General features: G+C 62.8%; 26 protein-coding genes. 13 read left to right on the top strand and 13 right to left on the bottom strand.

Features of this window, described 5'->3' with window-relative positions; translation table 11 throughout:
* Window positions 1-226 precede the first annotated feature (226 nt).
* Together AC25Z0_RS00720 and AC25Z0_RS00715 are read left to right on the top strand one after the other, a co-directional pair.
* Complete coding sequence (locus tag AC25Z0_RS00720) at window positions 227-646, top strand: DUF1761 domain-containing protein (protein ID WP_488133097.1); 420 nt, start codon at window positions 227-229, stop codon at window positions 644-646.
* Between the two features lie 3 nt (window positions 647-649).
* Window positions 650-1,735, top strand: a complete 1,086-nt coding sequence (locus AC25Z0_RS00715; protein ID WP_488131956.1) for a hypothetical protein — start codon at window positions 650-652, stop codon at window positions 1,733-1,735.
* A gap of 51 nt (window positions 1,736-1,786) precedes the next feature.
* On the opposite strand, the gene AC25Z0_RS00710 is transcribed toward AC25Z0_RS00715, so the two are convergent.
* Together AC25Z0_RS00710 and AC25Z0_RS00705 are read right to left on the bottom strand one after the other, a co-directional pair.
* On the bottom strand, window positions 1,787-2,230 hold the full coding sequence (locus AC25Z0_RS00710; RefSeq protein ID WP_488118352.1) for a YdeI/OmpD-associated family protein: 444 nt from the start codon (window positions 2,228-2,230) through the stop codon (window positions 1,787-1,789).
* Window positions 2,231-2,301: 71 nt separating this feature from the next.
* Window positions 2,302-3,054 (bottom strand): avidin-fold protein, encoded by a 753-nt coding sequence (locus tag AC25Z0_RS00705; RefSeq protein ID WP_488131955.1) that lies wholly within the window; start codon window positions 3,052-3,054, stop codon window positions 2,302-2,304.
* A 198-nt stretch (window positions 3,055-3,252) separates the two neighbouring features.
* Here AC25Z0_RS00705 and AC25Z0_RS00700 point away from each other — a divergent pair, with 198 nt between their 5' ends.
* From AC25Z0_RS00700 to AC25Z0_RS00675, 6 genes are all read left to right on the top strand, one after another.
* The gene (locus AC25Z0_RS00700; protein ID WP_488131954.1) at window positions 3,253-3,609 is read left to right on the top strand and encodes an A1S_2505 family phage non-structural protein; all 357 of its coding nucleotides are present in this window, start codon (window positions 3,253-3,255) and stop codon (window positions 3,607-3,609) included.
* A 74-nt stretch (window positions 3,610-3,683) separates the two neighbouring features.
* Window positions 3,684-4,313, top strand: coding sequence for a hypothetical protein (locus AC25Z0_RS00695; protein ID WP_488131953.1), 630 nt, complete (start codon window positions 3,684-3,686; stop codon window positions 4,311-4,313).
* 12 nt (window positions 4,314-4,325) lie between these two features.
* The gene (locus AC25Z0_RS00690) at window positions 4,326-4,523 is read left to right on the top strand and encodes an A1S_2505 family phage non-structural protein (RefSeq protein ID WP_488131952.1); all 198 of its coding nucleotides are present in this window, start codon (window positions 4,326-4,328) and stop codon (window positions 4,521-4,523) included.
* Window positions 4,524-4,607: 84 nt separating this feature from the next.
* Window positions 4,608-7,688, top strand: coding sequence for a beta strand repeat-containing protein (locus AC25Z0_RS00685; RefSeq protein WP_488131951.1), 3,081 nt, complete (start codon window positions 4,608-4,610; stop codon window positions 7,686-7,688).
* Window positions 7,689-7,787: 99 nt separating this feature from the next.
* The gene (locus tag AC25Z0_RS00680) at window positions 7,788-8,489 is read left to right on the top strand and encodes a DUF1294 domain-containing protein (RefSeq protein WP_488131950.1); all 702 of its coding nucleotides are present in this window, start codon (window positions 7,788-7,790) and stop codon (window positions 8,487-8,489) included.
* A 286-nt stretch (window positions 8,490-8,775) separates the two neighbouring features.
* Window positions 8,776-9,066: a DUF4287 domain-containing protein gene (locus AC25Z0_RS00675; protein ID WP_488131949.1), complete on the top strand. Its 291-nt coding sequence runs from the start codon at window positions 8,776-8,778 to the stop codon at window positions 9,064-9,066.
* Between the two features lie 134 nt (window positions 9,067-9,200).
* Here AC25Z0_RS00675 and AC25Z0_RS00670 read toward each other — a convergent pair whose 3' ends face one another.
* The gene (locus tag AC25Z0_RS00670) at window positions 9,201-10,157 is read right to left on the bottom strand and encodes a manganese catalase family protein (RefSeq protein ID WP_488118343.1); all 957 of its coding nucleotides are present in this window, start codon (window positions 10,155-10,157) and stop codon (window positions 9,201-9,203) included.
* A gap of 375 nt (window positions 10,158-10,532) precedes the next feature.
* On the opposite strand from AC25Z0_RS00670, the gene msrB reads away from it, so the two are divergent.
* Together msrB and msrA are read left to right on the top strand one after the other, a co-directional pair.
* A complete protein-coding gene (gene msrB / locus AC25Z0_RS00665; RefSeq protein ID WP_488133096.1) occupies window positions 10,533-11,087 on the top strand; it encodes a peptide-methionine (R)-S-oxide reductase MsrB in 555 nt (184 codons plus the stop codon).
* Complete coding sequence (msrA, locus tag AC25Z0_RS00660) at window positions 11,087-11,608, top strand: peptide-methionine (S)-S-oxide reductase MsrA (RefSeq protein ID WP_488131948.1); 522 nt, start codon at window positions 11,087-11,089, stop codon at window positions 11,606-11,608. The genes msrB and msrA overlap by 1 nt, the downstream gene beginning before the upstream one ends.
* Window positions 11,609-11,728: 120 nt before the next feature.
* Here the strand turns inward: msrA and AC25Z0_RS00655 are convergent, their stop codons facing one another.
* The 7 genes from AC25Z0_RS00655 to AC25Z0_RS00625 all read right to left on the bottom strand — a co-directional run bounded on the left by AC25Z0_RS00655 (window position 11,729) and on the right by AC25Z0_RS00625 (window position 16,315).
* The gene (locus AC25Z0_RS00655; protein WP_488131947.1) at window positions 11,729-12,394 is read right to left on the bottom strand and encodes an MBL fold metallo-hydrolase; all 666 of its coding nucleotides are present in this window, start codon (window positions 12,392-12,394) and stop codon (window positions 11,729-11,731) included.
* Complete coding sequence (locus AC25Z0_RS00650; protein ID WP_488131946.1) at window positions 12,394-13,488, bottom strand: S-(hydroxymethyl)mycothiol dehydrogenase; 1,095 nt, start codon at window positions 13,486-13,488, stop codon at window positions 12,394-12,396. Before AC25Z0_RS00650 ends, AC25Z0_RS00655 begins: the two co-directional genes overlap by 1 nt.
* Window positions 13,489-13,611: 123 nt before the next feature.
* Window positions 13,612-14,043 carry a type II toxin-antitoxin system VapC family toxin gene (locus AC25Z0_RS00645; RefSeq protein ID WP_488131945.1) on the bottom strand — a complete coding sequence of 144 codons (432 nt, stop codon included), beginning with the start codon at window positions 14,041-14,043 and terminating at the stop codon, window positions 13,612-13,614.
* Window positions 14,036-14,275, bottom strand: coding sequence for an AbrB/MazE/SpoVT family DNA-binding domain-containing protein (locus tag AC25Z0_RS00640; protein ID WP_488131944.1), 240 nt, complete (start codon window positions 14,273-14,275; stop codon window positions 14,036-14,038). The genes AC25Z0_RS00645 and AC25Z0_RS00640 overlap by 8 nt, the downstream gene beginning before the upstream one ends.
* Window positions 14,276-14,313: 38 nt before the next feature.
* On the bottom strand, window positions 14,314-14,508 hold the full coding sequence (locus AC25Z0_RS00635) for a hypothetical protein (protein ID WP_488131943.1): 195 nt from the start codon (window positions 14,506-14,508) through the stop codon (window positions 14,314-14,316).
* Window positions 14,509-14,891: 383 nt separating this feature from the next.
* Window positions 14,892-15,800: a SulP family inorganic anion transporter gene (locus tag AC25Z0_RS00630; protein ID WP_488133095.1), complete on the bottom strand. Its 909-nt coding sequence runs from the start codon at window positions 15,798-15,800 to the stop codon at window positions 14,892-14,894.
* 50 nt (window positions 15,801-15,850) lie between these two features.
* Window positions 15,851-16,315 (bottom strand): SulP family inorganic anion transporter, encoded by a 465-nt coding sequence (locus AC25Z0_RS00625; protein ID WP_488131942.1) that lies wholly within the window; start codon window positions 16,313-16,315, stop codon window positions 15,851-15,853.
* Window positions 16,316-16,640: 325 nt separating this feature from the next.
* Here AC25Z0_RS00625 and AC25Z0_RS00620 point away from each other — a divergent pair, with 325 nt between their 5' ends.
* The 3 genes from AC25Z0_RS00620 (at window position 16,641) to AC25Z0_RS00610 (ending at window position 19,600) form a co-directional block, all read left to right on the top strand.
* Window positions 16,641-17,810, top strand: coding sequence for a GmrSD restriction endonuclease domain-containing protein (locus AC25Z0_RS00620; RefSeq protein WP_488131941.1), 1,170 nt, complete (start codon window positions 16,641-16,643; stop codon window positions 17,808-17,810).
* Window positions 17,800-18,492, top strand: coding sequence for an MAE_28990/MAE_18760 family HEPN-like nuclease (locus tag AC25Z0_RS00615; protein WP_488131940.1), 693 nt, complete (start codon window positions 17,800-17,802; stop codon window positions 18,490-18,492). Before AC25Z0_RS00620 ends, AC25Z0_RS00615 begins: the two co-directional genes overlap by 11 nt.
* A 568-nt stretch (window positions 18,493-19,060) precedes the next feature.
* Complete coding sequence (locus AC25Z0_RS00610; RefSeq protein ID WP_488131939.1) at window positions 19,061-19,600, top strand: hypothetical protein; 540 nt, start codon at window positions 19,061-19,063, stop codon at window positions 19,598-19,600.
* 97 nt (window positions 19,601-19,697) lie between these two features.
* On the opposite strand, the gene AC25Z0_RS00605 is transcribed toward AC25Z0_RS00610, so the two are convergent.
* The 3 genes from AC25Z0_RS00605 to AC25Z0_RS00595 are packed head-to-tail and all read right to left on the bottom strand — an operon-like array spanning window position 19,698 to window position 26,031.
* On the bottom strand, window positions 19,698-22,787 hold the full coding sequence (locus tag AC25Z0_RS00605) for a type I restriction endonuclease subunit R (protein WP_488131938.1): 3,090 nt from the start codon (window positions 22,785-22,787) through the stop codon (window positions 19,698-19,700).
* Entirely contained in the window at window positions 22,787-24,076 is a 1,290-nt protein-coding gene (locus tag AC25Z0_RS00600) for a restriction endonuclease subunit S (protein WP_488131937.1), read from the bottom strand. Before AC25Z0_RS00600 ends, AC25Z0_RS00605 begins: the two co-directional genes overlap by 1 nt.
* Window positions 24,073-26,031: a type I restriction-modification system subunit M gene (locus tag AC25Z0_RS00595; protein ID WP_488131936.1), complete on the bottom strand. Its 1,959-nt coding sequence runs from the start codon at window positions 26,029-26,031 to the stop codon at window positions 24,073-24,075. Before AC25Z0_RS00595 ends, AC25Z0_RS00600 begins: the two co-directional genes overlap by 4 nt.
* Window positions 26,032-26,204: the final 173 nt, after the last annotated feature.

Below are 26,204 nucleotides of genomic sequence, written 5' to 3'. Positions count from 1 at the left end.
CCATATCGCGAGGGCGGTTCGATTCGCGGGAAATTCAATGGCCGACCAGCGGTTTCGTTGTAGAAACTTTACGAAGCGGCGGCCAGGCAACCGACTGTTTCGATCTGGCATCCGTTTCACTGACTCGTGTCGGTGATGCGCACAGCGACCTAGACTTCTGGCTATCGAGACTTCTGGCAGAGCCGCCTGCTGAGCGCGGGCGACGGCGCCGGACGAGAGGACGATGATGTTCCCCGATATCAACTACTGGGCGGTCATCCTGGCAACGTTGTCGAGCATGATCGTCGGCTCGATTTGGTACACGCCCAGGGTCTTCGGCAACTACTGGATGAAGGCGGCAGACGTCACCCCGTCTGGCAAGGGCTCGGATGCCGTTGGCCCTATCGCCGTCACGGTGCTGGTGAGTTTCGTGACCGCGTGGGTGCTCGCCGGCGCGACGTTCATCGCATGGGACTTCTACGGCGGCAGCTTCCTGTGGAATGCGATCGTGACCGCGATTGTGCTGTGGGCGGGCTTCACCGCGGCTCGATTCGTGACGCATGACGCGTTCGACCAGCGCCCACCTGGACTGACGGTGCTCAACATCGCGCACGAGCTCGTGACCGTCGTGATCATGGCGATCATCATCGGCGTCTGGCCGGCGTAGGTGGTGTGCCCCATACAAGCGGATGCCGGGCAAACGCTCGATGACCTCCTCGACGGTCCGCGGGGACGCCGATTCTGCCTGGGCGTGGCCACGCAGCTCAATCCCGCAGTGTGGTCAATGCTGCCCACGTTTGCTCAAGCGCCGCGAAGCGAGCAGGTGCGGGACGCCTTGGCCGCCGAGCTACGTGCAGTTGATCCCGCGGCGATCGTGGCGGGTGAAGCTGGCGCCACGGGTACCATGCTGCTGGAATCTCTTGCGCACGCCGTCTCCTCCGCGAAGTACTGGCAGGAGCCGGACGACGTCGACGTCATCCTGCGTGAGGATGCCATCATCGACGCCCTGCGCCCGCTCGCCATGGCAGCCGCCGACTCCCCTGCCACGCATTGGTGGCGGAGCCCGGTGGACGAGCAGCATCAGCAGCTCGTCACCTGGCAGGGCGCGGACCAGCCGTACTCCGTGCCCGTGCCCCAGCCGCTGACCCTGCAGGGTGCCGCAGCGCGATTGACCGCTTGGAAATCCGCGACCCTCGCAGACGAAGCTCACGCGCACTCGCGCCCGGCCGACCCACAGGCGAATTGGAGCGGGCGATGGTGGTCGACGCCTGCCCCGGAGGCCGTTCCCGTCACCACCCGATCCCTGCCGGGGCTCGGCGCACTGCGACTGGCATGCATTGAAGACACACTTGGCTGGACACGCGCTCGCGTGCAGCCGATCCAGGTGAGCTCCGGGGCGAGGATTTACGAGATAGCGGATGCCGCGGCCTGGTCAAGGCTCGTGGCGCGCTATCCGCTCGATGTGCGTCGTTCGAGGCGACATGACTGGTGGCGGACAACGGGCGTGAGCGCCGATTGGATGGTCCCCGATTGGAGCGCTGTCGCCCAAGACTTCGATGGCGTGCACCTGAGCGTGTGGGCGTACCTCACTGTTGCGGGTCGTCCGCTGCCGGCCGGCCCTACGCTGACAGTACTCGCCGGCTGGAGCCCGGACGAAACGTATTGGCTGACCGACGTGTTGAGCAGCGACTCCTCCGCGACGGATTGGGTCAGGGCGGACGGCGGCACTTCGGATGTCACGTGGCGGTCGCTGTAGCCGCCGCCTCTGTCGCCCGAGAGAACTCCGTCGAGCTAGCGCTGCACCCGCTTAGGACCGCAACGCCTCGACGATGTTCTGCGCCCGCCGCGTTCTGGTGTCGTCACTCTTGGCAGTGTCAACTGACTGGGCGAATGCGCGCTGCTTGCTGTACGAGAGCGCCGACCAGGCCTGCGCAGCCAGCGCGTCAGCCTCGAGCGCCGTAGCCAGTTCTGCCGGGAGGTCGACGGTGCGCGGGGCGTCGTCGACGTCGAGGGTGACCTCGATTTCATCTCCAGCGCCCTTGCCTGTGGCGGCACGGGTCTCGGCGTTGTATGAGATCAGGAATTGACCACCCATCGAGGCGATCGTGTTTCGGTACGAGTAGTCGCCATCAATGGTGACGACGACGGGCACGCGTTTGCCGCGGCCAAAGCCGAGCACGATCTCCTCCGGCACGACGATGCCGACGTTGTTGCCGCCAGCGGCCCACAGCGTTGTTCGAAAGCTGACCATGGTTGTTCCCTTCGCCCACCGGCGAGGTTAACACGGCCAGCGATCGATTCCTAGGTCGCGGCTGACGCCCGCTAGACCTCCACGCAGACGCTGTAGCCAGGCGCCCCGTTGAGCACGAAGTCCTCTTTCAACTCGAGCTGGCCATCCGCTCGCATTTCAATGCGGCTGGTGCTCTGGCCGATCATGGCTTCGCCGGTCGCTTTGAACTCGTGAACGAACCACTCGCGCAGCACGTTGCCCTCGCGAATACCAACGGTGTGGCCGAAGGTGACGGTGTCGCCCTCGTATTCGGCGAAGACTATTCCGCTCGCTTCGTGAAAGTAGAAGCGCGAAGGCGACTGATGGTTGACCACGCTGGCCGTGGACGATTCCAACACGAACTCAGCACCGTCGATCATCGCTTCGCCTTTGAAGCGCGCTGCGGTTGCAACCAGGAGGGCGTCGAATCGTTCAGCGCCGAGCGCATCGGAACCGGCAGGGAGAAGCTCCATGTGGCGGGAGAAGTCATCGTCACCGAAGGCATCTAGCGTCACGCGCACGAACGGAACGCCGGCAGCAGTGTCGTCGGCACTCCTGGTTTGGATGAGCCCGGCCGCATCGCCAGACGACAGCTGTCCGCCCTCAACGTCGAAGTGCACGTATTGCAGTTCAAGGGTGTCGTCCTTGCGGCGACCGACGAACCCTCCGAGGTGGGCGGAGCCTTGCACGTATTCACCCCACACCATTGCGTTCAGCTGATGGATCCTGGCCACGGTCGACGACTGCGGAATGACGAATTCGACGCCATTGAGCGAGGGGCCTGCCGGGTGGTGGGGGTTGGTCACGCACTGAGTATGACGTGTGATTCGATGCGCCACAGACGGGTGTGCGAAGTGTCTTCCCCGCCGGTGAAGCGGATGTTGCAGCCCGGACAATCGGCTGTTGAGGGGAACATTGGGCAGCTTTTTGTCTCTCCGGCTTACACGCGTTCGCTGGCGCGATCCCATAGCCGACGCGCACCCTCCAGTTCTAGAATCGCGAGCATGAGAATCACAGAGCTTGCTCCGGGCGAAGTGTTCGTATTCGGGTCGAACGCCAGTGGCCAGCACGTCGCTGGGGCGGCGGCACTCGCTGCCGACAAGTTCGGTGCGGTGTGGGGTGAAGGTCACGGCCTGCACGGCAGCTCGTACGCCATCGACACCATGAGCGGGTTGACCGTGATCGTTACAGAGGTTGCCGGTTTTCTGGACTTCGCCACGGTGCACCCAGAGCTGCGGTTTCTCGTGACGGAGATCGGTTGCGGCATTGCCGGCTATCGGCCGGCGCAGATTGCGCCGTTGTTTGTCGGGGCACCCGTGAACGTGGTGCTTCCCGAAGCGTTCAGCATCCTGATCGGCTAGCGGCCGCAGGCTGGCAACGGACACGTGGATCCCAGACAGCCGAGCGAAGAACAGTGAGCGGGCGAAGCAGCAGCGTGTCCCCTCAGCGACCAGTCCGATTGCGACGCGAAGCCTGGGGATTCGCCATCGGGTCACTCTGCTTTCTGGTCGGGGCTGTGCCGTTCTATGCACTCGCAGTCGGCACACCAATCGACGACATCACGTTCTTCGTCGGCGCACTGTTCTTCACCGCTGCGGCATTCATCCAGCTCAGCTTGAGCGGGCGACGCCCTCCGTGTCACGCGATGAATCGGCCTGACGCATTCGACTGGTGGGGGTCGGCTGTGCAATTCGTCGGCACGCTCTTCTTCAACGTCAGCACCACCGATGCACTCATCACGGCGATGAATAGCGAGACGCAGGTGAACAGTGGATGGCGACCGGATGCCTTTGGCTCGGTCTGCTTCCTCGTTGCGAGTGTTTTCGCCGCGGTGGCGACCACGGAGCGCGACCAGCTCTGGGATCCGAGCGCTCGCACCTGGCGCTGCACGTGGCTCAACCTGCTTGGGTCGGTCTTCTTCGGCGTCTCGGCGATCGGCACTTTCGTGATCCCTGAAACGGATGATCTCGTCAGCTTGTTCTGGGCGAATCTCGGTACATTTCTCGGTGCCGTGTGCTTCCTGGTGGCCGCTTTGCTCAGTCGAAAGTCGGCGGGACAGGAGTGACGGTGACCGGCTGTGAGCGGGTTGAACGTGATCGTTACAGAGGTGTCCGGCTTTCTGGACTTCGCCACGGTGCACCCAGAGCTGCGGTTTCTCGTAACGGAGATCGGTTGCGGCATTGCCGGCTATCGGCCGGCGCAGATTGCGCCGTTGTTTGTCGGGGCACCCGTGAACGTGGTGCTGCCCGAAGCGTTCAGCATCCTGATCGGCTAGCGGCCGCAGGCGCAGCACCCCCAGTTCGGGCGCGTTCGCTCATCTGAACCGCTACGAATTGTCGCGTCGGGTAGTTTCGTTTCCATGCGTGCCTTTCGCCTCACCTCCCTCCGCCTGAGTGCCATTGCGCTCGTCGCCGTCCTCGCCCTCTCCGGCCTGTCGACCATGGCCGCCGCACCGGCGAGCGCCGCAACGGATACGTCGTTGAGTGCTCTCTCACTCAGCAGCGGCACGCTCAGCCCGGCGTTCGCGTCAGACACGACCAGCTACACAGCATCCGTCAGCTACGCAACGACGGCGGTTACGGTCACCCCGACCCTGACCGATGCCAGCGCGTCAGTCAGGGTCAACGGTGTTAGCACCCCCAGCGGAAACGCATCCGGTGCCATCGCCTTGGCCGTTGGCTCCAACGCCGTCACCATCGTTGCGACCGCACCCGGCGGGACAGACGCGACGACTTACACGGTCACCTTCACCCGCGCCGGTTCGGCCAACGCCGACCTCAGCGCACTCTCGCTCAGCAGCGGCACGCTCAGCCCGGCGTTTGCGTCAGGCACGACCAGCTACACGGCACCCGTCAGCAACGCAACGACGTCGGTCACGGTCACCCCGACTGTGGCCCACGGCAATGCCTCCGTTAGGGTCAACGGCGTGGCGGTGTCCAGCGGTTCAGCATCCGGCGCCATCGCCCTTGCCGTCGGCTCCAACACCGTCACCACCGTTGTCACCGCACAAGACGGGACGACCACGAAGACCTACACGGTCACCATCACCCGCGCGGGCTCGAGCAACGCCAACCTCGCAGGCTTGACGGTGAGCAATGCCGCGCTCAGCCCGACGTTCGCGCCCGGCACGACGAGCTACACGGCAGCCGTGACCTTGGAAACGTATCGGCTCACGGTGACCCCGACGGTCTCGGAAGCCGCGGCATCCGTGACCGTGAATGGCAAGCCGGTGACCAGCGGCTCGGCATCCGGCGATATCGGGTTGAGATACGGGGCCGGCGACATAATCACCATCGTTGTGACCGCACCAGACGGGACGAGTACACGGACCTACACGGTCACCACGGTCCTCGTCGCCCAGTCCAATCCCAACCTCAGCGGACTGTCCGTTAGTTCCGGCTCGCTCAGCCCCGCGTTTGAAACAGGCACGACCGGATACTCGGCATACGTGGGCTACACCACCTCATCGATCAAGGTCACTCCGACGGTTGCGGAAGCCACGGCATCCGTCACTGTGAACGGCGTTGCGGTAGCCAGCGGATCGGCATCCGATGCCATCGCCCTGAACGTCGGCGACAGCGTCACCATCACCGTTGTTGTGGTAGCGCAGGACGGGTACTTGAAGATGTACCAGATCATCGTGACCCGCGCCACGGCATCGACGGAGGCCTACCTCAGCGCACTAACAATCAGTCCCGGCACCTTCAACTCCGGATCGTTTAACATATTCAGGTTCAGCTACAGGGCATCGGTCAGCAACGCGACGACGTCGGTGACGGTTACCCCGACGCTGTACAACGCCACGGCCTCCGTCACGGTCAACGGTGTCAGCACCCCCGGCGGAAATGCATCCGGCGCCATCCCCCTGAACGTTGGCAGCAACACCATCACCATCGTTGTCACCGCGCAAGTCGAGACGTACAAAAACACCTACACGATTACCGTCATTCGCGCTGCCCCCGCCGACCTCGCCGCCCTCACTGTGGGCCAGGGATCGCTCAGTCCGGCGTTCGCATCCGGCACGACGAGCTACACAGCATCGGTCAGCAACGCGACGACGTCGGTCACGGTCACCCCGACCCTGGCAGACGCCAATGCCTCCGTCTCCGTGAACGGTGCCAGCACCACCAGTGGAAATGCATCCGGCGCCATCCCCCTGAACGTTGGCAGCAACACCATCACCACCGTTGTCACCGCACAAGACGGGACGACCACGAAGACTTACACGGTCACCGTCACCCGCGCCGCCTCATCGAACGCCAAGCTGGCTGCCCTCTCTGTGGGCCAGGGATCGCTCAGTCCGGCGTTCGCATCCGGGACCGCCGACTATGCGGTCGCAGTTAGCAACGCCGACGATTCCCTCACTGTCACCCCGACGGTCACGGATGCCACGGCCTCCGTCACCGTGAACGGCACCGCGGTCGTCAGCGGCACGGCCTCCGCCCCCCTTGCATTGCCTGTCGGCGACAGCATAGTCACCGTCGTGGTCACGGCCCAGGACGGCACGACCACCACGGCCTACACCGTCACCGTCACTCGTGCCGCCTCCGCCATCGCCGACCTCTCGGCACTGGCGCTGTCTGCCGGAACGCTTGACCCGACATTTGCGACCAGCACGACCAGTTACACGGCGTCGGTCGACAACGCGACCGAATCCATAACCATCACCCCGACAGTGACGGACGCCACGGCATCCGTCACCGTGAACGGCACCGCGGTCGTGAGCGGTGCCGCATCCGCACCCATCAGCTTGAGCGTCGGCGACAACGCCGTCACGGTCGTGGTCACTGCACAAAACGGGACGACCCTCAAGACCTACTCGGTCATGCTGACCCGTGCTGCACTCCCTCCCGTCGTGATCCCTCCCGTCGTTGTGCCGTCTCTCGACGTCGTCGTTGACTTCGTCGTCGGTACTCTGGTCGGCGGCACAACCGTGAACGTGTCCGCCTTCGGTTTGGCGCCGGGCTCGCCCGTCACCGTGACCATGCACTCCACGCCCGTTGTGCTTCACGCCGGTTCAGCGGATGCGGCAGGTGCGTACACCGCGACCACCGCCCTGCCGGCTCACGTCGAGCCGGGTTCACACCGCCTGGTCCTTGAGGCAACCGCCGCCGATGGCACTCCGCTCAGCCAGACCATCTGGTTCTCTGTGCTGGCAAACCAGTCCGTCGGTGCTGTCTCGACCGCTGGCCCCATCCCGGGTGCTGGCACGCCCGTCGTTCCGACACCGGCGCCGACGCCTGCACCAGCAGCTGTCGCTGCGACGGCGTCGACGTCATTGGCGTCGACGGGAGCCAACATCGCCGCTCCGCTGATCGTCGGCGGATTACTGCTGGCAGTCGGCGCGGTCGTGCTCTTCCTGGGGCGTCGACGGCGCAAGGCCACGGACCAGACCAACGGCAACAAGGCCACGGACCAAACCAACGGCAACGACAAGTAGGCGAGCCGTAGATAAGTTGTCGGCGGCGGTTGGGCTTCTAGCAACGTCCTCGCGTCGGTCCTCGGCTAGCCCACATTCCCTGGACGCTACGCTCTGAGGATGGGTTCCACGACTAAGCGACTGAGCGGGACGTTGACCTCGTGGAACGACGAGCGCGGATTCGGTTTCATCTCCCCTGCGACGGGTACAGAGCAGGTTTTCGTGCACATCAAGGCGTTCCCGCAGGGTCCTGACAGGCCGCAGCTCGGCACCGAACTCACCTTTGACGTCGAGCAGACGGCTGACGGCAAGAATCGGGCGACGCGAGTTCGTCCGGCGGGGTACGAGCAGGTGCGTGGACAAGGACAGCCTTCGGGGCGACCTCAGGGGTCGACGTCGCCGCGCAGCAACTCACAACGCGGTGATGCCCGTGGGAGGAAATCCGGGTTCGCTGACTACCTCATGGTCGTTGTTTTCGTGGCCGGGTACCTTGCCGTGAACGCACTCTGGCCGCTCCCCCTCTGGGTGGCAGGGCTATATCTGGGAGCGAGTGTCGTGAGCTTCGTCGTTTACGCGGTCGACAAATCGGCGGCGACGAACGGGCGCTGGCGCGTGTCGGAGAACACGCTCCTGTTGTTGGGCGTCATCGGCGGCTGGCCGGGCGCAATTCTTGCCCAGCAAACGCTGCGTCACAAGACGAAGAAGGCTAGCTTCCGGGCGGCTTTCTGGGTCACGGTTGTGCTGAACCTGGTTGTGTTTGCCGTGTTCGCTACGCCGCTGTTTGCGGCTTTTGTCGAGCGCTCTGCGCATCCGCTGCTCTGACAGGACGACGGGTCTCGAGACGCTCGCTGGCGCTCGCTCCTCGACCAGCGGGGCAAGTTCAGGAGGAGAAAATGCAACATGCCGAGGGAAGGTGGCGCGTGAGCCCTGCGTGTTGCAAAAACTCCGCTCGAAGCGAAATGACAGGCGGGGAGCGGAGCGCGGCCGAGAGCGACAGAGAGCGCCTCACGTCCCATCCGCCTCCTTCCCTCCCCCACCCCGGATTCGCTACCATCACAACCACGCGCAGTCCCCACGCGCGATCACCCCCGCGCTCAAAGGAGTTGAGATGTCATTCCAGGCCTACCTCGACAACATCGAAGAAAAGACCGGACTGACTCCGCGTCAGTTCATCGCGCTCGCCCACGAAAAAGGCCTCGACGACCCGGCCACAAAGTCCGGCGCGATCGTCGACTGGCTAAAAGAGGACTACGACCTGGGCCGCGGCCACGCCATGGCGCTGGTGCACGTGATCAAAAAGGGCGACAAGATCGACGCCAAGCACGTGGGAACAGGAACCGCGCACAGCGACGAGTCCGACACGCTCTGGCTTGACGGAAAGCAAAGCCGCCCGGCCTGAGGAACGCCGCCCGATCTAAGGGAACAGTTGGTGGTGCACGCTGGTGCGCGCGGGTGCCCACGCACCTGCCCAGACAGCGAAACGGCCAGGCCTCTCACCGAGACCTGGCCGCTTCCTCGAACGACTAGCAAAAACTACTTCTTGGCAACGGGGCCAAACATCGCGTCGACTTCAGCGAGTTCCAGATCCGCCGTGGCCTGAATCAGCTTGAGGAGCTCAGGATCAAGGCCAGGCGCAAACTCTTCGAAGCGCTCTTCCGCGATAGTGGACGGAACTCCCTCTGGAGCCTGTTCGCTCGCGTCCAGCTTCGTGCCGTCCTTCGACGGTGACAGGCCCTGGAAGATCTTGCCCGCTTCAGACTGGCCAGCCAGATCGAAGCTGTACTGCTTACTCTGCAGACCCAGGTCAACCAGCTTCTTCACCTCGGGGAACTTCTCCGCGTTCGTCTTGGGAATCGGCAAGAGCTTGTTCCAGTCCACTCCCAACGTCTCCAGCGCCTTGGCATAGGCGTTCTCATGCGCCTGGTCACGAACGATGAGGTACGACAGCGTCGACCGTGCGGTCTTGTTGTCCGTCATCTCATAGATCCGGCACTTTTGCAGACGACCCGTCGATTCCAGCATCAAGTTGTACAGCAGATCGAGCACAAGGTTTCCGGAGTTGTAGACGTAGCTACCGCTCCACGGGTTACCGGCAGCATCAACGGGAAGTGCCCCCTGAGCGCCGACGAGATAGTGGTGGATGTTGCTGTGATCGAGCGCAATGTTCAGTGGGATCGCGCCACCAGCACCGGGCTTATCCAGCGGGTCGGTTGGCTTGCCCTGATACCGCGGTGAGCCGTCCAGAAGACGAGAGATGGTGGTTCCAATGAGCTCAACGTGACTGATCTCCTCCGTACCCACCCCCTGAATCAGATCGCGGTACGGCTTCGCTGCCGCGCCCCGAAAATTCATGGCCTGAAACAGATACTGCATCATGGTGCGCATCTCGCCGAACTGGCCGCCGAGACCTTCCTGCAGGGCGTTGGCTGCGGCGGGATCGGGCTCGTCCTGCTCAATGTCATTGATTAGTCGTTGCACGTGAAAGTACATGTCTACCCCCTGAATTGGTTACAAAATACGAAGTAGCCAGGACTATCCTCCGAGTACATGTGTGTTGGCTCCACGCCAGGGCGCTCGGTTTGCAGCACAATGACCTCCCGGCAAGCGGATGCACGACCAGCGTCGAGAGGATTGCTCACGAGGTCTCGAGACGCTCGCTGGCGCTCACTCCTCGACCAGCGGGTTGCGGGGCGACCGGCGGCAAGCGGCTGGCGGCCAGCGGCATCCGCTTCGTCCACCGCCAAACCCACAGCTGGCTCCCAGTCTTCGTGGAACAGCATCCGCTTGCCAACGGTTCACTCAGATGACGCCGACGAACAGGCGTCAGCGAGCGACGCAGCCAGCGCCGCCGAGAAGGAGGATGACATGTCGCCCGACTACCGCAAGACCCCAGAGGCCCTCGCCCACCTCACTCCAGCGCAGTACCAGGTCACGCAGGAGGAGGGCACGGAGCCAGCCTTCCGCAACGAATACTGGAACAACCACGACCCCGGCATCTACGTCGACATTGTCTCTGGGCAGCCGCTCTTCGCCTCCACCGACAAGTACGACAGCCGCACCGGCTGGCCGAGCTTCACCAAGCCCATCGAGCCGGATGCCGTCACCACGAAAACCGACCGCGCCCTGTTCCTGAAGCGCACCGAGGTACGCTCGTCGGGTGCCGGTAGCCATCTCGGTCACGTCTTCGACGACGGCCCAGCGGATGCCGGCGGCCTGCGTTACTGTATGAATTCCGCGGCGCTGCGCTTCGTTCCGGTCGCCGATCTCGAAGCTGAGGGTTACGGGAAGTACCGTTCGCTGTTCGCAGCGGCGAACTCCCCCACAGCCGCGACGGCCCCCACCTCCGACTCAGCCCCAGCCTCCGATTCCTCCACTCCTGACTCCACCCCACCCGACAGCTCCCCGAAGGAGAACGCATAATGACCAACGCGACCGAAACCGCCATCCTCGCCGGCGGATGTTTCTGGGGCATGCAAGACCTCATCCGCAAGCGCCCCGGCATCCTCTCCACCCGCGTCGGTTACAGCGGCGGCGACGTGCCGAACGCCACCTACCGTCACCACGGAACGCACGCCGAGGCGATCGAGATCGTCTTCGACCCGAGCCAGACGAACTACCGCGAATTGTTGGAGTTCTTCTTCCAGGTCCACGACCCGTCGACCCTCAACCGGCAGGGCAACGACGTCGGGATGAGCTACCGCTCGGCGATCTTCCCGACCAGCCCCGAGCAGGATGCCATCGCCCGCGACACCATCGCAGACGTCGACGCCTCCGGACTCTGGCCTGGCCCCGTCGTCACCGAGATCGCGCCGGCCGGCCCGTTCTGGGAGGCAGAGCCAGAGCACCAGGACTACCTGGAGCACTACCCCAACGGATACACCTGCCACTTCGCACGCCCAGGCTGGGTTCTGCCGAAGCGCGACGCGGAGTCGGTCGCGTAGCAAAGCTGCGGTAGTCGCAGCGCGGCCATCGTGGCAGCGCGACAGCATCCGTAACTACTGAAACGCCCCGGTGATCGTGAGATCGCCGGGGCGTTTCGGTTTCCGTCAGGATTATCCGGGTCAGTGCCCGCGGGCGATCCACTCCTCGCGCTGGCTCGCCTCGTCGCCGATCAGCGTGTTCTGGCCGTGGCCGGTGCGCACCACGGTGTCGGCCGGCAGCGTCAGGAGCTTGTTGGTGATCGACTCGATGATCGTTGGGAAGTCACTGAACGAGCGGCCGGTCGCGCCCGGTCCGCCGTGGAACAGCGTGTCTCCACTGAAGACCGTGCCGAGCTCCGGCGCGTAGAAGCAGACCGACCCGGGCGAGTGTCCCGGCGTGTGCAGCACCTGGAGTTCGATGCCGGCGACGGCGATGCGCTGGCCGTCTGCCAGGGCGTTCGGGCGCAGGGGTGCGGCACCCGCGGCATCCGCTGGGTACACCATCTCCCACAGCATGGTGTCGGCCGGGTGCAGCCAGACCGGCGCATCCGTCGCCGCGTGCACGGCGCCGGCCGCGCCGATGTGGTCGTTGTGCCCGTGGGTGCAGAGGACGGCCAGCAGCTTTCGGTCGCCGACGGCCTTCAGGATCGCGTCGGCATCGTGCGCCGCATCGATGACGACGCATTCGGTGTCGTCGCCGATGATCCAGACGTTGTTGTCGAGGTCCCAGGTGCCGCCGTCGAGGCTGAAGGTGCCGACTGTGACGAGGTGGTCTATGCGTGCGGAGGTAGCGGAGGCGTCAGACATCAGAGCACCACCACCGAGCGCAGCACGTCGCCGCGGGCCATCTTCTCGAAGGCGGCCTCGATCTCGCCGATGCCGATCTTCTCGCTGACGAATTCGTCGAGCGGCAGGCGGCCCTGCAGGTAGAGGTCGGTCAGCATCGGGAAGTCGCGCTCCGGCAGGCAGTCGCCGTACCAGCTGGACTTGAGCGAGCCGCCGCGGCCGAAGACGTCGAGCAGCGGAATCTCGAGCATCATGTCGGGGTTCGGCACGCCGACCAGCACGACCGTGCCGGCGAGGTCGCGGGCATAGAACGCCTGGCGCCAGGTTTCGGGGCGGCCGACCGCGTCGATGACGACGTTGGCGCCGAATCCGCCGGTGAGTGCCTGCACGGCTGCGACGACGCCATCCTCATCAAGGGACGACGAGTCGATGACGTGCGTGGCACCGAGCTGCTGAGCATTGTCGAGCTTCTTGGCGTCGCGGTCGATGGCGATGATGACGGATGCCCCAGCCAGGCGTGATCCCACAACCGCGGCATCCCCCACCCCGCCACAACCGATGACGGCGACCGAGTCGCCGTAGCTGACGTTGCCCGTGTTCATGGCTGCGCCGATGCCGGCCATGATGCCGCAGCCGAGCAGGCCGACGGCAGCGGGGTCGGCATCCGGGTTGACCTTAGTGCACTGCTTGGCGTGCACGAGGGTCTTCTCGGCGAAGGCGCCGATGCCGAGGGCCGGGCTGAGTTCGGTGCCGTCGGTGAGGGTCATCTTCTGGGTGGCGTTGAAGGTGTTGAAGCAGTACCAGGGCTCCGCGCGCTTACAGGCGCGGCATTCGCCACAGACCGCGCGCCAGTTGAGCACCACGAAGTCGCCGACGGCGACGTGGGTGACGCCTTCGCCGATGACGCTGACGCGTCCGGCGGCTTCATGCCCGAGCAGGAAGGGGAAGTCGTCGTTGATGCCGCCTTCCTTGTAGTGGAAGTCGGTGTGGCAGACGCCGCACGTGTCGATGTCGACGATGACTTCGCCCGGGCCGGGGTCGGGAATGACGATGTCGACCAGTTCGACCGGCGCGCCCTTCGAGCGGGCGATGACGCCTGAGACTGTGGTGGGCATGGTGCTCCTCCGATTGGGGGTTGCCGGGTCTGGCAGGGGTATTGCCGAGTCCGGCTGGGACTCCTTTAACCCTAACGGAGGGGCCTGACGGGCGGTTTGGGCGTCAGGCCGAACTCGGCCCGATCATGGAGTCCCGTCGCCGCCTGGTGCCACTAACCGCAACTCTGGAAATGCTGTCCGATATCGCCGTGCATCCCGCGTCACTAAGACAAGGCGATCCACCACCGCATGAGCACCAATGTAGAAGTCGGGCAGGGTCGTCGCGCGGGTACCACCACGTCGCCGATAGGCCTGGTGCGCTCGGGCAGCGAGAAATCCGGCCGCCCAAGGGAGAGGACCGCGTCGGATGAAGTCCATCGGCAGCGCCTCATCCAGAGCATCGATCGTGTCAAAAGCCAGCGACACTTCCGAGTAAATGAGCGGGTTAATCCACACTTCACCGCGCCGCATCGCCTCGGCTAGCACGTGCGCGGACCAGTCTCCCCAGACCGGATCGTCGGTGACGATGTCGATCAGCACGTTCGAATCGATCAGGCTCCCGCGAGCATCAGGCATCGTATGCACGACTGAGTCGCATGATCTCGTCGGTGGTCAATGAGCGCTGGGCCGATCCGCGAAGCCGCGCGAGAAGCTGGTCGGCCCGATCAGGCTTCGACGCTGCATCGGCCGGCGCGAGAGTGACCATGCCGTCGCGCTCAATGAACTGAACATCGGTTTGCGGCATAAGTCCATATCTCTCGCGAACCCACTGCGGGATCGTGACTTGGCCCTTCGACGTAATGCGCATGAATCCAGTGTAATTCTTACCACTAGAAGTAATACTCATCATTTGCGCTCGATCGCCGCGTAGTTCTCTGCGTACAGTCCTGGGTTCAGCATCACCCGACGGACCATCTCTGCGAACAAGGCCGCCTGCAACCTGTCGAGGGCAGGAAAGTACTCCGTCACAGTGCTCCCGAACGCTACAAGCTCCTCGTCGGTCATCAGTGCGGCAGCCCGCGTTGCCACTGGCGTTGTCAATTTGGCGGACGCCTCACCTCCGCGAGGCCAGTCATCAGGTCATGTTCAGCAGGGTCGGAGCGAACGACCTTGATCCTGACTGGGGTAGGTGCGGTCGTGGCAGGTGCAGACCCGACGGGTGCGGACCGCGCCGGTCGGGCTGGCTGGTGGCGGGCAGGTCTTCTTCTCTTCGGGGACTTAGGCATAGACAATCTCACCGCCGGGGGCGTGGCGAGACTCGCCGCGAATACGAATTGTGGATGAGGTGAGCGCTGAGCTGCTTGTGAGGGGTGCGCCGCGCGTGGATCACATCGCCCCGCCGATGTCGTCGCGGAGCTGCCCACTTGCGGCATCCACTGCGAGTTGGTCCTTCACCGGACCCTTTACCTCGGCGAGCACCAGCGTCATCCCCCTGGACGTGAGGTACTCGTCCAACTCAAGCAGCTCGTCGATCGCGGTGGTGTCGATGTCGGTGATCGGCTCTGCGGCAAGGAGACGGTGCGAATCGGGATGCCCGGCGCGGTCCCAGCCGGCGTCCCAGCCGCCTGCGACTCCCGCTCCGCACGCCGCACCACCGAGCGCACGTAGTCGTCGACGATGCCGCCGTTGGCAAGGAAGAGAGGCGCGTCGAAGCACACGACCACAATGCCGGGCACCCGCTCGGCATCCGGATGCCGTGAGCGGTCGTGGTAGCCGCGCACCCCGTCGATGCGTCCCAGTTCTGCGCGGTATGGGCGCCACGCGCGGATCACGGACGCGACCAGCGACAGCCCGATCGCGACGAGAATGCCCTGCAGCACACCCGCGAGAAAGACGCCGAGGAAGGCGGCGAGGGAGAGGAGGGCATCCGCTTTGTCGAGTCGCCACAATCGTCGGGCGCCGCGGATGTCGATGAGGCTCGCAGCGGCCATGATGACCACGGCGCCGAGGGCTGCCGACGGAAGATACGCGGTGACGCCGGGGGCGGCGAGCATGAAGATGAGGATGATCGCCGCGCCGACGACGTTGGTGAGCTGTGTGCGAGCGCCGGCTTGTTCGGCGACCGGCGTGCGGGAGGCGGTGGCGGAGTCCGGGAAGCCGCCGAAGAAGCCGTCCGCGATGTTCGCCAGTCCGAGGCCGGCCATCTCCTGGCTGCCGTTCACGCTCTCGCCTCGGCGAGCGGCGAGCGTGCGGGAGAGCACGCCGGTGTCGGCGAAGGCGATGAGCGCGATGCCGAATGCCGGTCCGATCAGGGCGAGGACGTCGCTCCAGACGAGTCCGCCGAGCGCGGGCGCTGGCAGCCCCTGCGGCAGGGCACCGACGACCGGCAGCAGGTTCTGCAGCCCGAAGATCGCGGTGACCAGAGCGGATGCGACGACAGCGACTAGCCGACGCGAATCGGCTTGGAGAGCAGGTCGGTCACGATGCCGAGCCGCAGGAGCCCCGCGACCAGCAGCACGACGCCGACCATGAGGGCGAGGAGCCCCGCGAGTGCGACCGCCCGTGCGGGGCTCGCCGGTTCCGCACTCGCTTGCGCGGCGCTACCGAGCGCCAGCGGCAGGATCGAGACAGCAATGATCGCGGCGAGCGCCGAGTCTGGTCCGAGCACGAGGATGCGGGAAGGCCCGAACACGGCGTACGCGAGCAACGGCACGATCGTCGAGTACAGGCCGGTGTACGCGGGCAGGCCGGATGCCTCTGCGTAGCCGATGCCGGCCGGGATCAGCAGGAAGCTGAGCACCACGCTAGCCCGGAGGTCCGGCAGCAGCCACGCGCGCCGGTAGCGCATGGCGACGCCCAGGCCAGGGATCAGGCTGCGGGCGACGCCGAGGATTCCACCGGTGGGCATGCGACCAGAGCATGCCCGGTATGCCTTGGGTCGGCGGAGCGTCGCTCGACCCTTGTGGACTGGCATCCGCTGCCCAAATCAGTCAGCCCCAATGGGGCTATCCGTGACGATGTTCTTCAGCACAATACCCAGCGAAGGCACGTAACTACGAGGTCGCGCAAAATCACTTTTCATCACATCGCGGAATTGTTCCGTGCTCCGTCCGAGTCCGAGTCCGAGTCCGAGTCTGTCCTTCAGACCTCCGAAGAATAAGGTTTACACCGCTCTTGCGCGGTGCACAGCCACCGGACCGGTACATTCGAAGTCACGCACTAGGAAGGACATTATGACTTTGCCCGAAGATACGCCCGATCTCAATGATGAGGACTTCGATCCTCCCCGCAACGCGCTGGATGGTCCAGATGACAGCGACGATACGGAACAGGCAGAGCCGCTCTACATCGCCCCCGATGAACGTAGGCTCGTCACTCAGCCTTATGACCTCGGCGTTCGTTCCATTCGCGAGGACATACGAGGTGGCAGGATCAGCCTCAATATCGCCTACCAGCGTAAGTATGTCTGGGATAGCGGAAAAGCATCTCGCCTTATCGAATCGCTTTTGCTTAATGTTCCGATTCCGGTTTGCTATTTCGCCGAAGATGACGACGGAGTCTATGAAGTGATCGACGGACTCCAACGGCTCACGACAATACAGAAATTTTTGGACGGCGATTTCGCGCTGAACGGGGTTTCAGTACTAGCCGAGCTCAACGGCAGCAGGTTCTCAGATCTCGCTCCCAAAGAGCAACGGCGCCTTGAGAGTCGCACTATCCGTTGCATTGTAATCACCGCCGATAGCCATCCGGATATCAAGTTCGATGTGTTCGAGCGTCTCAACACCGGCGCCGCCAGCCTCACTGCGCAGGAGCTTCGCAACTCCGTCTACCGCGGGCCATTCAATGATTCCCTCAAAGAACTCGCAAAGAAGGACTACTTCACCAACCTAGTTGGCAGTTTCACGAACAAGCGCATGGGTCACGAGGAACTCGTACTGCGCTATTTCGCCTTGGTCGATGGGATCAGCACGTATCGCCCGCCGCTTCGTCAATTGCTAAATAAGTTCATGCGGGCTAACCGCAAGCAAGCAATTTCGTCTGGAGATGCAGCTCAGTTTGCGAAAGTGTGTCAAGCCGTGGAGGAGGTGTTCGGGGACCGGCCATTTAGGGCGCCCGGTTCCCAAAACTCCGTAAACAAGGCGCTCTTTGACGCAGTTATGGTCTCCGTAGCATATTGCGATCGTGATGCCTTGGTTCGGAACAAGGAAGCAGCACGAGAAGCACTGGAGTCGCTCGCGACAGAGGAACGCTTTCAACTTTCAATCGGAAGGGCGACGGCCGACCGTACGCGCGTGCTGTATCGTGTGGCCGTGCTCAGCGACCGTCTGCAACGTGCCGAGGTGCCAAGCTCGCTGTCCCCCGAACTGATTGCAGAAGGTCTGTTGCCGCGTGGCGCTTGACGTATTTGCGGATGGGACAACCGAGGTTGATCTGTTACGCAAACTCGCTATGGACGCCGAGCAACAGGAATCCACGGACGAGGCCAATGCCCTCTGCCGTGCTGCAGTCGTCCTCCTAGTGAGTCACTTCGAGTCATTTCTCAAGGCAATCGCAGAAGAGTACGTTGACGCGATCGGTACCGGGGAAGTGGAATCGAGCCGCCTCCCAAGGGGTTTACGCGAGATTCACACGTTGCCGCAACTCGAGTCGATTGTCACTTCGCGCGATGAAAGCCAGCGTTCTGCGTTGCTCAAACGCCTTGGAGGTGTCGCCGCGCTATGGAATGACGAGGCAAAGCCGCCTAAGGGAGCCCTTAACGCCGCTACATTTGCAAGGCTCGTGACTAGCGCCAAATCGGACGTCATTAACTCCTTGTTCATGCGAATGGGAAACTCCACCGATGTGTGCGCGGGCGACATCGAAATGGTCAATGGCAACGGCGACATTTTGACTGCGAGCATCGAGCTCAGCCTTCGCGATGTTGTTACCTGCCGAAACGACGTGGCACATGGAAAAGCTGAACGGAAGCCGACCCCAGATGACATTAGCCGCTACATTCAGTTCCTTAGAACGTTCTCTGAACGATTGCAACGAAAAGCAACGACCCTGACTTCACAAGTGATCGAACGTGACTCGGCTTAGTTGTTTGAAGTCAGTACAAAATCGCTGAGTCGCTCGGAGTGGGCGTGGTTTCTATCAGCGAGCCCGAAAAGGCCGTGCCAAGCGAGGTTGTAAAGAGTAAGCCCTGGCGCGCAGTCGCTCGGGCTCAATTGCCAAAATCGGAAGAGCGTCAGACCAGGACGTTGGCGCCAGGCAATTTGGTGTCGCCCAAGGCAATGTTGCAACACTGCGTTGCGGCATTGCCTTGGGTGTAAGTGGACTGGCATCCGCTGCCCCCACCGTTCCCGACGGACGTGCGCCGTGGGAGAGTGGCGGCCATGGTCACTGAGGACGACGTGCGCCGCATCTGCCTCTCGATGCAGGGTGTCACCGAACGGCCCAGCTGGGGGCAACCCGCCTGGTTCGCACGCACCATGATGACCAGGATCTAGGAGGTCTGCATCCTGATCGTGAAGAGCGATTGTCGCGAGGCGCTGGCCGGCACCTACGATACCTACTCCACACTGTCGGACCTGCTCGTTAGTCTGCAGGAATGGACACTTCCTCGACCGTCGCAATCATCGCGCTGTCTGTGACGACTGTGACGACTGTGACTTTGTTCTTCGTTCAGGCGTTGATTCAGACGCGGCAAGCGCGGCGTGAAGCACGAGCACGGCTGGTCGCGGAGGTGATCGGGACCATGGAACGCACTGCGCGCCCATTCACCCGACCCGCTCTGCTCCGACCGTGGACGCGACCGGAGTTCGATTTCGCGCTCGCGATCCCGCGGCTGATCCTGAATTTGGAGCGCGCCGATGCCGCGGTTGGTCATTGGGCGATGGCGCAGACACAGTCGATGCGCGCGGCGGCATCTGATCGGGCCGCGCTGCACATCGGTATTGTGCTATCTGTCCGGCTCGCAGAATGGCACCAGGGCGAGCGCGATCGTGCATGGTTCGCTGAAGAGGTGCAGGCAATCCCTCTCCGCCCCGATTCGAAGGTACTGGTCTCCGTGGCACTGCGGCGCTCGTTGTCGCGTTCGAGAGAATATTTCCTGGAAACCCTCACGCTGGGCGTGACGATTCTGCCGAGCGTCGCCGCGCTTGCGTGGGGGATCTACTCACCCACCGGATTGGGTCGGCGCCAATAGCGTTTGGTTGCGTCGCCGTTGAGAAGCTCTGGGCGCACCGGGCGGGTGGAGCTGAGCGCCAATTCGAGCGTCAGGTCAGCTGCCGGGTGAGCCGTCATCACGCAGCCGTCTCCCCACGGTGCTTGTCGTAAAACTCCCGCGCAAGCAGGTCGAGAATCGCCTTCTGAATAGTCTTGCTTCCCAGCACCTGCTCGCTCATCGACCTGAAGTTCGTATCCGAATCGATAACGGCCTCCTGGAATGCATCGCCCAAGTCGGGGCTCCCCATGAACTGCTCGAAGCTGTTGGCCTTGGCCTGCTCGCGCAGGCGCTCGTTCTCATCGAACTTGCCGCCGACGTAGCCGGTGAAGCCGACCATGTCATTGTCGGTCAGCCCGTCACCTTCGAACAGCGTATTCATCTTGTCGATGAGTTCACGCAGCCGCAAGAACTCGGGATCCTTCGCCGTGCCGGAGCCAATATCGGTGGCAGGCTTGAGCAGTTTGGCTTCATCCCCATATTGCAGGTCCTCAACGTCCTCCGCTTTGAGGTTGTAGTGACTGAGTTTCACTCCGGCGAGGTCGATCGGGCGGTCCTTCTCCGACGTGGTGATGAGCGGCGCAAGCAATCGGTAAAAGATCGACCGCTTCTCCAAACCGGTGTCGCGATAATTAATGAGCTGGGAGAGAAAATCGTATGCCCGGATGAAACTGTTCAAGTCGCTACGGAACAGCACCAGCTCCTCAACGCGCGCCGCATCGCCTGCCGCGAGCGCTGCAGTGTACTGACCCGCGAATCGCTGCTTGGCTGGAGTCAACCACTTCGTGAGCGCATTGTTGCCCTCGTCATATATCCAAGCCATCGCGGCGCCATCAACCTCGGATTCCTCATAAATGAGTGCCTGGTCAAGTTTGTTCTGCAGCTCATGAATGAGATTTGGGTCAGACACTCCTGCGAGCGCCGCCGAGCGGTAATACGTCTGGAACGCGGCCAGGATTTCCGCCGGGTCGTTGACGAAGTCCAGCACGAACGTCTGGTCCTTGTCCGTCGCCATGCGGTTCAGCCGCGAAAGCGTCTGCACCGCGGTGACGCCGGAGAGTTTCTTGTCGACATACATCGCCACCAGTAGCGGCTGGTCGAACCCGGTCTGAAACTTATTGGCCACCAGCATCACCTGGTAATCCCCTGTGGCGAACGCCTGCGGCAGGCTGCGCCCCTTGAGCCCCGGGTTCATGATCGTTTCGGTGACCGACTCTTCGCCAGCCTCCTCATCCGTCACTTCGCCGGAGAACGCGACGAGGGCGGCCAGTCCGATGTACTTGTGCTCGCTGACGTACTTGTCAAAGGCTCGCTTGTAGCGCACGGCCTCGATGCGGCTGCCGGTGACGACCATCGCCTTGGCCTGGCCGTTGAGTCGCCACGCGACGTTGTCGCGGAAGTGCTCCACGATCACGGCGACCTTTTGCGAGATGTTGTAATCGTGCAGCCGCACCCATCGCATCAGGTCTTTCGCGGCCTGCGTCTTGTCGACCAGCGCATCGGTGCTGTCATACTCACGCCCGTTGTGAGCGAGCTTGAAAGCAAGCTTGTAGGGCGTGTAGTTCTGCAGCACGTCGAGGATGAAGCCCTCCTCGATCGCCTGCTGCATTGTGTAGACGTGGAACGGATGCGGCAGGTCGTCGTCCCCAGTACGCCCGAACAGCTCGAGAGTTTTCGCCTTCGGGGTGGCGGTGTAGGCGAAGAAGCTGATGTTTGCCGCCGTCGCCTTCTCCTCCATCTCAGCAGCGAGGAGCGCTTCGACGTCGAACTCGCCGCCGTCTTCCAGCGACGCCAGCTCGTCGGGTGAGAGCACGTGCTTGAGCTTCGCGGAGGTGTTGCCCGTTTGGGAGGAGTGCGCCTCGTCGGCGATGATCGCGAAGTTACGACCGACCAGGGCACCGGATGTCCGGATCGCCTTGAGCGCGAACGGGAACGTCTGAATCGTCACGATGATGATCTGCGCCCGATCGGTCAGCGCCTTCGTCAACGCCGCAGACTTCGAATCCGAACCACCCCGAGTGATCGGCACGACGACACCGGACTTGTGGTCGATCTGGTAAATCGCATCCTGCAACTGGTCGTCCAGCACCGTGCGGTCGGTGACCACGATCACCGAGTCGAACACCTTCGTGCCGGCGTCGTTGTGCAGCGAGCTCAGCTGGTGGGCGGTCCAAGCAATCGAGTTGGTCTTGCCCGAGCCGGCACTGTGCTGGATCAGGTACCGGTGACCCGGCCCCTCCGTCTTCGCCGCCTGCACGAGCGCAGTCACGGACTCCCACTGATGAAAACGCGGGAACAGCAACGACTGCCGCACCGTGACCTCGCCGGTGACGGCATCCGTTTCTTTCCACGAGCTGGCGTGCAGGAAGGTGCCGATGATGCCGAGCCACGCGTCCCGCTGCAGCACCCGCTCCCACAGGTACGACGTCGGCGAACCGTTCGGGTTCTCAGGGTTACCCTGGCCACCGTCATTGCCCATGTTGAACGGCAAGAAATGGGTGTTGTCACCGTCGAGGCGGGTGGTCATCCATACCTCGGAGTTGGATACCGCGAAGTGCACGAGCGCCCGGCTGCCGAAGCCGAGCAATGGCTCGACCTTCTTCGTCATCAGATCGCGCGGGGTGCGGTCTTTCTTGTACTGGATCTTGGCGTCTTCGACCGACTGGGTGAAATCGGTCTTGACCTCCATCGTCGCCACCGGCAGCCCGTTGACGAAGAACACCAGGTCGAGGCTCTTCTGGTTCGACGTGGAGTAATGCACCTGCCGCATCACCCGCAACCGCACCTTGCCGTAGCGCTCCAGCGTCGCCGGGTTCAAGTTCTGCGCCGGACGAAACTGACACATATCAAACTGCGTCGCAATGTCCTTGAACCCGTGCCGCAACACGTTCAACGTACCGCCGCCCTGCTCGAACGGCTTGTCGAGCAACTGGGTAAGGCGAGTCAGCAACTGCTGTCGCGCCTTGTCCTGCAAGACAACCGGGTCAGATGCTTTCACTCGCTGGGCAAGCGCGTCACCCTGGGAGTCGCCCAACCAACCGAAAACATCGTCCGGGAAGAGGGCGAGCGCCCGGTCATAGCCGGTGTCGTCCGTCGAGTACTCCCAGCCGTTCACCGCCAGATGCGTTGCAAGCTCGTCTTCGAACCAGTACTCGTTGTGCTTGTCCATCAGGACAGTCCCCTCACATCGATCTTCCCCGTCACGGCTGCGCTGATCAGCGCCTGCCGTCGTTCCTTCAAAACGTCGATCATCTCGCGTGACTTCGCGATCAGAGCGCCATTGGATCGCCGGATACCTGCGAATGCAGCAACGGTTGCGCTCTGAACCTCAACAGTTGGTACTGGGATAACAACATCTCGCACTACTTGAGTGTTCAATCGTTGACGGGTGGAGCCGCGACTCAGCGCACGGAACTGTGTACGAGACTGAGGTGACGACAGAATCCACGCGATGTACTCGGCAGTAGTGTTTGTCCCCGGACGAACCCGGTAGCAGTCAGCCTTTACGATTCCGTTGCCGAAAGCTTCCGGAACGATCGCTGCCCGCCCCAGCGGCATCTTTTCATCCCCGAGACCCGCAACTACAACGTCGCCTGGCACTACGCCATGCGTACTCAACGACTGGGCATATTCGTCCGGCACGTACGCTCTATCATCCAATTTGAACTCGTCCACGCCAATGTTTCCAAGGCGCACCACGCCGGAGCCTTCGTCAGAATAGTGTGCTGAAGTCAAGGATGAACCGAACGGTCCATCGACGATGGAATCAATAACCCGTCGCAATGGTGCACTCGGAAAACTCTCGATGAGTTCGCTTACGCTCGAAGACCACGCACCGTCCAGCCTCTCCGCCAGCGTTTCGATCAGCCGCTCCTGCTTCTCGATCAGCACGTCGATCCTCGCCGTGTGCGCGTCCAGGTAGTCGGCGATCTGCCGCTGCTCGGCTGTGGAAGGCAGCGGAACAGGGATGCTGCCAATGTGAACGAGATTGAGTCCATCTCGAAGGTCTCCACCGCCCATCCCTCGAATAGAGCGGTAGTTCGAGTAAAGCCACCAGTAGAGATAACGTTCAAGCAGGTCATCGGCGGGATCGATCGCGGCCATCGACTGATTGCACGTCGCCGCAATGCCCATCTGCGCGACCATTCCTTTGGTCTTGCCCTGACCAGCCAGAGCAATCACCAGCGCGCCAGGTCGCACCCACCGTGCGCTGCTATTCGCAAATGCCTCAGCGGTAATTAGCGCGGAGTGTTCTTCAATGACACCTTGGTTGACGGCTCCTGAGTTTATCCACGGGATAGTTCCGTCCCGCCAATAGTGAAGCTGCGCCCGATCAGGCGTGCCGCCCGCGTAGATGCGTGCCAAACGACCGAGGCGCGATTCAGCCCAAGCGAGTGGGAGTTCCCCAACCCATTCGATGTTGCTGGCGCGATATGCGGGATACGCAGGAATCGTCACGCCTCGACCCCGTTCAGTAGGTCCGTGATTTCGCGAATGAGCTTGTTGAGATCGGCATCGATTTCGTCCAGCGGTCGCGGAGGCACGTACTGGTAGAAGTGACGGGTGAAGGGGATCTCGTAGCCGATCTTGGTCTTCGATTCGTCGATCCAGGCATCCGGAACGTGTGGGAGTACTTCGCGGGTGAAGTACTCGTCGATGCTCTCGCTGAGAGGCACATTCTCGGTATCGCGAGCGTCGGTGTCGGGCAGTGGGTTGCCCTTGGCGTCGGTGACGATCGGGGCGGTCTCGTCGCGTTCGGAGAGGCCAGATATGAAGGTCTTGAGCTGTGGAGCTGTGAGGGTGACGCCGGCCGTGGAGAGAAGCAACTTGATCTGCTTCGTGAAAGCCACGAGGTCAGTCGTCGGGGTCGTCTCGAGATCGGGTCGCGGGATCTCGACAAGCTCGATCAACGACGATCTCTCTGCGTCGGTGAGTTTGGCCAGAGGCTTGGCCGCCAGGGCCTGCTTCACACGCTCGAGGGCCAGCGCCCAGTTCAGGCGCAGCGGGCGCTCGACCGTGATCGTGCGGTAACCGAAGTCTTCGTTTTTGAACGTTTTGGCGACATCCGTTTGATCGGCGTCGCCATAGAGCTGCACGATGCGGGCGATGTCATCGGCGCCGAGTTCTTTGCGCTTGGAGCCAAGGGACTTGCGCATCTTGCGCGAGAAACCGGTGCCGTCGATGAGCTGCACGGTGCCGCGACGTTCGCGGCGTTTGTCGTTGTCGATGATCCACACGTAGGTGGCGATGCCGGTGTTGTAGAACATGTCGGTCGGCAGGGCGACGATCGCTTCGAGCAGATCATTCTCGAGCAAGTAGCGGCGAATCTCCGACTCCCCCGAGCCCGCTCCCCCGGTGAACAGCGGTGAACCGTTGAGCACGATGCCGGCGCGGCCGCCACCCTTAACTTTCGGACGCAGCTTCTTCACCAAGTGCAGCAGGAAGAGGAGAGAGCCGTCAGAAACGCGGGGCAGGCCAGGGCCAAAGCGTCCGTTGAAGCCCTGTTGTTCGTGTTCTTTGAGCACGGCCGGCTTCTGTTTATTCCAATCGACTCCGAACGGCGGATTCGACAGGCAGTAGTCGAAGGTTTCGCCTGTGAGGCCGTCGTCGGTGAGAGTGTCGCCGTGCACGATGTGGTTGATGTCCTGTCCTTTGATCACAAGGTCGGCCTTGCAGATGGCGTAGGACTCGCCGTTGATCTCCTGCCCGTACATGACGAGCCGGGCATCCGGGTTGTGCTCGAGCAGGTATTCGTCGGCGACGGAGAGCATGCCGCCGGTGCCGGCGGTCGGGTCGTAGATCGAGCGGACAACGCCCTTCTGGTTGAGGGCCTCGTCATCAGCGATGAAGAGCAGGCTCACCATCAGTTTGATCACCTCGCGCGGGGTGAAGTGCTCACCAGCGGTCTCGTTGGAGGTCTCCGCGAACTTGCGGATGAGCTCCTCGAACATGAGGCCCATCTCGATGTTGGAGACCACCTTCGGGTGCAGATCAACAGCGGCGAAGCGCTGCGTCACCAGATAGAGCAGGTTCTCGGCGTCGAGCTTCTCCACCTGCTTCTCGAATTCGAAGCGGTCGAAGATGTCGCGCACGTTCTCGGAGAAGCCGTGGATGTAGTCGATCAGGTTCGCTTTGATACCGGCGGGATCGCCCATCAACGCCTGCAGGGTGAAGGCGGAGGTGTTGTAGAAGCCGGTGCTGGAGGCCTTCGCCAGGAACACGCTCGCCGAGGCTGCGTCGCCGCGCTTCTTCGCTTCGTCGAGCACCGCCTGCTTGGTCGGTTCCAGCACGGCGTCGAGGCGGCGCAGGATGGTAAACGGCAGCACGATGGCACCGTATTGGTGCGGCTTGTATGGGCCGCGTAGAAGATCCGCGATTGACCAGATGAAGTTGGCGTTGTTCTGCTGTGACATATGCGTGCGTGGTGCTTTCCCGAGAGTGCGGTCGCCTGGCGCGACATCACTTTGACTCTAATCGAAGCGTGCGACCTTGCCTCGCTGAGGCGGTCGAGTCGTGCGTTGAACGACTTGAATGTCCACGACATTTAGTTCTAGGGACTCCACTGTTGTTGTCTTCGGTGATTTTT

The sequence above is a fragment of the Leifsonia sp. Y862 genome, assembly GCF_057669585.1.
This window is presented reverse-complemented; position numbering and strand designations above follow the sequence as displayed.